A 5,716-nucleotide genomic window follows, 5' to 3' on the forward strand; every position below is an offset into this window, starting at 1 on the left:
GCCCTTGGGCCGGCTGTCCGACCCGTTTACTGCCGGTGGTGGCCGCCGCTGTGATGGTGACGGTCTCGGTTGTAGTGGTGACGGTCTCGGTCGTGGCCCCATGCGTAGTCGTCGATGAAGCGGCCGCGGTCGTTGCGCAGGGTCGCGGTGTCGGAGCGGTTGCCCCAGACGTAGTCTCGGCTGTCCTGGTAGAGGTCGGTGTCGGTGTCGCGGCCGAAGCCGGTGTGGATGCGCACCGTTGAGCGGCCTTCGAGGCGGTAGCCGTCGAAGGTGTAGGTGTCACCGTCTCCGCTCTGGAGGGTCCAGCCGTCCAGGTTGACCTCGCGGCGGCTGTTGTTGGTGATTTCCACCCACTCCCTGTTCAGCGAGCGGTTGGAGCCGTCGTCGAAGCCCGGGGAGTCGTACTGCACGGCCGAGATCTCCACCTTGGCGCCATCCGGGCGCGGGTGGCCGGCGGCCGATGCCGGCAGCGCCGTGGCGCCCAGGGCGGCAGCGGCCGCGAGCGCTGCGACGGACATTCGACGGGCGGTTGCAACGGAAGAAGACACAAAGCCTCCTGCGAGTGCAGGCACCGGTCCCCCCTTTTTCTCGGCCCGGGGCGGGCGTTCGAGGGGATGTGATGGTGCGGTGCGTGAGTGGCGGCCGGCTGGCCGCGCATGCACACCCTGGCCGCGGCTGCGGCAGGTGAATGTGGTACGCGCACTGTGTTACAAATCGCCCACATCGCCGTTACTCTCACCTTCAATGTCCATCTATGCGTCAAATGCTCCCGAGGTGATGGCCCACCGACCTGCATCGCCCGGCAGGCATCGGCCGGCCCCGCCCCCGTCTCCCGGCACGCCGGCCGGCAGCGGCCTGCCCCCCTCACCCGAAAGTGCGTAACAGAGCCCTCCGTCACGCACCACGGCAACGCACCCTGCCGGTCAGACCAGACGATGACCCGCCGATGACGCCATCCGCATGAAGCCCCGCCACGCCCGCAACCGCCGCGGCCCCCGGGCGCCTCTGGTCCTGCATCTGCAAGCTGCCCGTGAGGAGAGCGACGTGACTACCACTGCCTTCCAGCACAGCGCGCCCCGTTCCCCCGCCGGCCCCTGCGCCGGCCACGAGTCCGCCCCCATCTGGCCGGCCCCCGCCGGACAGCCAGGGGACAGCGACTACCTGCTCCCGCCGCCGAACCCCGCCCACCGCCTCGCCTTCACCATCGACCCCCGCGACCAGCGACGCCTCGACCTGCACGCAGCCCTGACCGCGGCCGGCATCCCACCCCACCCCGACGACCGCGACGCCATCGACCAGCTCAGCGCCCTGCCCGCCAGCATCAACGCCGCCCTCCAACGCTGGCTGCACCACACGACGTGAAGCCCTCGGTGCTGTCCCCGCCAGGTCCGCCTTCGCCGACCTCGGCAGAACTACCGCCGGATGCCGCGCCCGGCGAAGGCGGCGGGCACGCCTACGGAACAGCCTCTTCGAGGAGCTGAGGGCCGTTGTTGCGGACGTTGTTGACGGCCGTGGAGACCGGGCGGGCGTCCAGGTGGCCGCCTGCGGGCTGGGTCAGCAGCGCGCGCAGCTCGTCGGGGTCCTGGTGGTCGGGGTCAAGCCAGGCGTCGTAGTGCTCCTCCGTGAGCGCGAGGGGCATGCGGGGGTGGACGCGTCCGGCCGCGTCGGTGGCCTCGGTGGTGATGATCGTGCAGGTCATCAGCCACGCGGCCGGGTCGTCGTCCCGTTTGACCTCGGGGTCGCGCCAGTACTCGTACAGGCCGGCGAGCGCCATCACCCGTCCGCCCTCAGGGTGGATGAAGTACGGCTGCTTGCGGGCCCTGCCCGTGTCCACGGCCTTGATCTGCTGCCACTCGTAGAAGCCGTCGGCCGGCAGCAGACAGCGGCGGCGCACGAATGCACGCCGGAAGGCAGGCTTCTCGTGCACGGTCTCCACCCTGGCGTTGATCATCCGCGCGCCGATTTTGACGTCCTTGGCCCACGAGGGCACCAGGCCCCAGCGCAGCGGCCGCAGCTCCCGCCGCACCGGCGCGGCATCACCCTCGTCGCGCGGGGTGCGCTCCAGGACGGCCCACACGTCGTTGGTCGGGGCGACGTTCCAGTTCGGCGCGAGCGTCTCCTCGGCGCGCCAGTCGGTGACCCGGAAGAGCTGGGCCAGGTCCTCGGGGCTGCGGGTGGACACGTAGCGGCCGCACATGAAGCCACTCTCTCACTGCCCCTGCTGCCTGCAACTGCACCGGTGCTGTGTCGTGTGGACGAAGCTGCTCACGAGAGGGCTGATGTGCCACAACCCGCAACCAGCCGACCAGAGCCGCGGTGCGCGGCACCGCCCCGGCCCTGCCGTCCTGTCGTCGGCGCAAGGCACTACGACCTTGAAGTGCTCTCCCGGCTGAAGCCGGGAGATTCCCTCCTGCCTTGCGGTGGCGGGCTTGACGCGGGGAGCGCGCCTGACGACTGCCCTTCCGGCAGCCGGGACGAGCGCGAGGCCCGTCCGGTACAGGTTCAGGATGTTCCGGGCGGCGTTGTGGTCGGCGTTGCCCGACCAGCCGCAGCCTTCGTTCTTGCACACGAACACGGCCTGGGACTCCCGGCTGCCGGGTGTGGTGAAGCCGCACGCGGAGCAGCGCTGGGAGGTGCCGGGGGCGGGGACCTTGTGCAGGGTGCCGCCGTGGCGGGCGGTCTTGTACGTCAGCATCATCACGGTCCTGCCCCATGCCTCTTGGCTGATGGAGCGGTTGAGGCCGGACTTCTGCGCGACGTTCCTTCCCGGGTTCTCCACGGTGCCCTTGGCGCTCTTGGTCATGTTCGTGATGGCCAGGTCTTCCACCACGATCACGCCGTACCGTCGGGCGATGTCGGTGGTGGTCTGGTGCTGCCAGTCGGTTGCCCTGCGCTTGGCTCTCGCGCGCAGGCTCGCGATCTGGTCGTAGGTCCGCTGCAGCCGGTTCGAGGTGCGCTGGCCCGGCTTGCGGAAGCTCTTGCGGTGCGCGGCCCGCCGCTCCAGGCGGAGCAGTTTGGCCTGTTCCCGTTCGGTCAGCCACGTGCCGTGGGTCTTGGCGGTTCCGTCCGACAGGGCCACCGCGACGGCGACGCCCATGTCGATGCCGACTTCGGGGCCGGTGTGCGGCCCGGGCGCGGCTTCGAGGGTCGTCACGCGGAAGGCGATATGCCAGCCGAGCGCGTCCTTGATGAGCCGGGCGCCGGTGATCCGGTTGTCGGCGTTCGCGTTCTTGCCGACCGGCAGGTCCCTGGTCCAGCGGAAGCGGATGCGGCCGACCTTGGGGATGTTGACCATGCCCCAGCGGCGGTGCACCCGTGTGATGTGCAGGTCGCATCCCTGCGGGACGTCCACGCTCATCACGGTGCGGAAGCGGGCCTTGAAGTTCGGCGCGTCGGCATGGCCTTCCCAGCAGTTCTTCCACGCCTGGAAGTACGTCTTGAGGACTGCCTGGCCGCCTGGGCGGGCAGGACGCCCAGCCAGTTGATCTCCTTGCGGGCCTGGCGGATTGCCGTATCGGCGGCGGCCAGGGAACGCTTGTCCTTGGGCAGCATCGTCCACCAGTCGTGCAGCAGGTTCCACACCGCGCGGGCTGCGTGGGCCTGGTCGTCGATGAGCCGGACCTGCGCAGGCGTCAGTGCCGGCCGGGCGCGATGCCCGAACTGCCGCTTCTCCAGCGCACGTTCCGTGGTCACACGATCACTGTACCGTTTGGTTTATGTCGCCACGCTGGGATCCAAACCCCGATGTCCGCACAGGCCGTCATGTCGTCCACCACCTTCACGTCCATTTGGTGTTCGTCACGAAGTACCGGCGTGGCGTCTTCACCGATGCCATGCTCAGCCGGTGTGAAGAGATCATGCGAGAGGTATGCGCGGACTTCGAGGCCGAACTGAAGCAGTTCAACGGCGAACACGATCACGTACACCTGCTCGTGCACTACCCGCCCAAGGTCCAGCTCTCCAAGCTGGTCAACTCCCTCAAGGGCGTCTCCGCCCGGCTGCTGCGCAAGGAGTACAGCACGCACGTGGGCCGGCGCCTGTGGGGCGGGCACTTCTGGTCCGGCTCCTACTTCGCCGGAAGCTGCGGCGGGGCGCCGCTGACCGTCGTACGCCAGTACATCGACAACCAGCAGCGCCCCGTGTGAGCCCTGCTGCGCAGCGATACCCCGGCGCTCCGCGCCGGGCCGCCAAGGATGGATGCGCTTCGCCTCCGCCCCGAAGCGCGGAGCACTGCGCAAGATCAAAGGTAGACCGCGGTCAGTGGCGTCGGCGCGCCGGTCGCACTCCGCGTCGGCCTGCCGCGCCACGGCGTGCCGCAGGGCCTCGGGCATTGGACGCCCTTGACCTGCGGCGACACCGTCCTGCCCACCGAACTCCCGCATAGCCTCAAAACGAGATCACCGAGTGGCCGTCGATACACCACTCCAGCGGACGTGGCCTTCAGAGAACACGTCAACACTCTGCGGCTTCAGCAGGCCCGCGGCGAACCGACCTGGGCGAGGAAGCTCTCGGATGAGGACCGGCGCGGACTGACCGCGCTGTTCTGGTCGAACATCAACCTGTACGGAACGCTCCGCCTCGACATGGACAAGCATCGACCTGCCGCTGCTCGTCACCGTGCTCGGCAGAAATTCGATTTGCTCCCGCCTCGCGCACGGAAACGCGAAGCAGGACTCTTCGTGGGCCCGGGCCCCGGCACGACGTGGTCAGCCCGAGGGCAGGGTCTGCTCCGTCCAGATGGACTTGCCGTCGCGGCTGTAGCGCGTCCCCCACCGCAGGACGAGCTGGGCCACGATGAACAGCCCGCGCCCTCCCTCGTCGTCGTCCGCGCTGTGGCGCAGGTGCGGGGCCGTGTGCCCCGTGTCCGCCACCTCGCAGACGAGGGTGCTGTCGCGGATGAGCCGCAGGTGGAGCGGGCCCTCGGCATGCCTCACGGCATTTGTGACCAGCTCGCTGACGATCAGCTCGGTGGTGAACACGAGTTCGCCCAGTCCCCAGTCGCTCAGTCGGCCGGCGACCATCTCCCGCGCCTGGCCGGCTGCGATCGGGTCGGCCGGAAGGCCCCAGGCGGCGACCCTACGGCTGTCGAGCTCGCGGGTACGAACCAGCAGCAGAGCCGTGTCATCAGTGGTCGTACTGCCAGGAAGGAGCTCGGCGATGACACGGTCGCAGAGATCCTCCAGGGAGCTCGAGTCCTCGCCGAGGACCCTCGCCAGTGTGTCCAGCCCCTTGCCGATGTCCCGCTCACGCGACTCGACCAGGCCGTCCGTGAAGAGGGCCAGCAGGCTGCCCACCGGCAGTTCGACCTCGAGGGACTCGAAGGGCAGCCCGCCGAGCCCCAGGGGCGGGCCGGCCGGCAGCTCCGGGAAGCTGACACGTCCGCCCGGCTCCACGACCGCGGGCGGCAAGTGGCCCGCGCGGGCCATCGTGCAGCGCCGCGACACGGGGTCGTAGACCGCGTAGAGGCAGGTGGCCCCGGTGGCGACATCGTCGTCGCCGACGGCTGCTCCGAGGGGGTCCGCACCGGCCCCCGCCGACTGTCCCACCAGATCGTCGAGCCGTTTGAGGAGTTCGTCGGGGGGCACGTCCATGGGCGCGAGCGCCCGCACCGTCGTACGCAGCCGTCCCATGGTGACCGCCGCGTGAAGACCATGGCCCACCACGTCCCCCACCACGAGCCCGACACGCGTTCCGGACAGCGGGATGACGTCGAACC

5 protein-coding genes and 1 pseudogene are annotated in these 5,716 nt (G+C 69.7%); 2 read left to right on the forward strand and 4 right to left on the reverse strand.

The window, feature by feature from the left end:
• Window positions 1–26: 26 nt before the first annotated feature.
• Window positions 27–518 carry a lamin tail domain-containing protein gene (locus tag ACTWQJ_RS45350; protein ID WP_443312232.1) on the reverse strand — a complete coding sequence of 164 codons (492 nt, stop codon included), beginning with the start codon at window positions 516–518 and terminating at the stop codon, window positions 27–29.
• Window positions 519–1,119: 601 nt separating this feature from the next.
• On the opposite strand from ACTWQJ_RS45350, the gene ACTWQJ_RS45355 reads away from it, so the two are divergent.
• On the forward strand, window positions 1,120–1,362 hold the full coding sequence (locus ACTWQJ_RS45355; protein WP_443312236.1) for a hypothetical protein: 243 nt from the start codon (window positions 1,120–1,122) through the stop codon (window positions 1,360–1,362).
• Window positions 1,363–1,453: 91 nt separating this feature from the next.
• Here ACTWQJ_RS45355 and ACTWQJ_RS45360 read toward each other — a convergent pair whose 3' ends face one another.
• Window positions 1,454–2,197, reverse strand: a complete 744-nt coding sequence (locus tag ACTWQJ_RS45360; protein WP_443312233.1) for an SOS response-associated peptidase — start codon at window positions 2,195–2,197, stop codon at window positions 1,454–1,456.
• 216 nt (window positions 2,198–2,413) lie between these two features.
• Window positions 2,414–3,612 (reverse strand): annotated as a pseudogene (locus ACTWQJ_RS45365) (RNA-guided endonuclease InsQ/TnpB family protein); the annotation flags it as partial.
• Between the two features lie 104 nt (window positions 3,613–3,716).
• On the opposite strand from ACTWQJ_RS45365, the gene tnpA reads away from it, so the two are divergent.
• Window positions 3,717–4,145: an IS200/IS605 family transposase gene (gene tnpA / locus ACTWQJ_RS45370; protein WP_443312234.1), complete on the forward strand. Its 429-nt coding sequence runs from the start codon at window positions 3,717–3,719 to the stop codon at window positions 4,143–4,145.
• 561 nt (window positions 4,146–4,706) lie between these two features.
• On the opposite strand, the gene ACTWQJ_RS45375 is transcribed toward tnpA, so the two are convergent.
• The coding region (locus ACTWQJ_RS45375) for a SpoIIE family protein phosphatase (protein ID WP_443312235.1) at window positions 4,707–5,716 on the reverse strand (1,010 nt) is incomplete at its 5' end.

Source organism: Streptomyces sp. KR55 (assembly GCF_052245645.1).
GTDB lineage: Bacteria > Actinomycetota > Actinomycetes > Streptomycetales > Streptomycetaceae > Streptomyces > Streptomyces flavusporus.

Bases quoted from the DNA above. Each gene is read 5' to 3' on its own strand.
- ACTWQJ_RS45350 (WP_443312232.1), bottom strand. From the start codon at position 518: ATGTCCGTCGCAGCGCTCGCGGCCGCTGCCGCCCTGGGCGCCACGGCG.
- ACTWQJ_RS45360 (WP_443312233.1), bottom strand. From the start codon at position 2,197: ATGTGCGGCCGCTACGTGTCCACCCGCAGCCCCGAGGACCTGGCCCAG.
- tnpA (WP_443312234.1), top strand. From the start codon at position 3,717: ATGTCGCCACGCTGGGATCCAAACCCCGATGTCCGCACAGGCCGTCAT.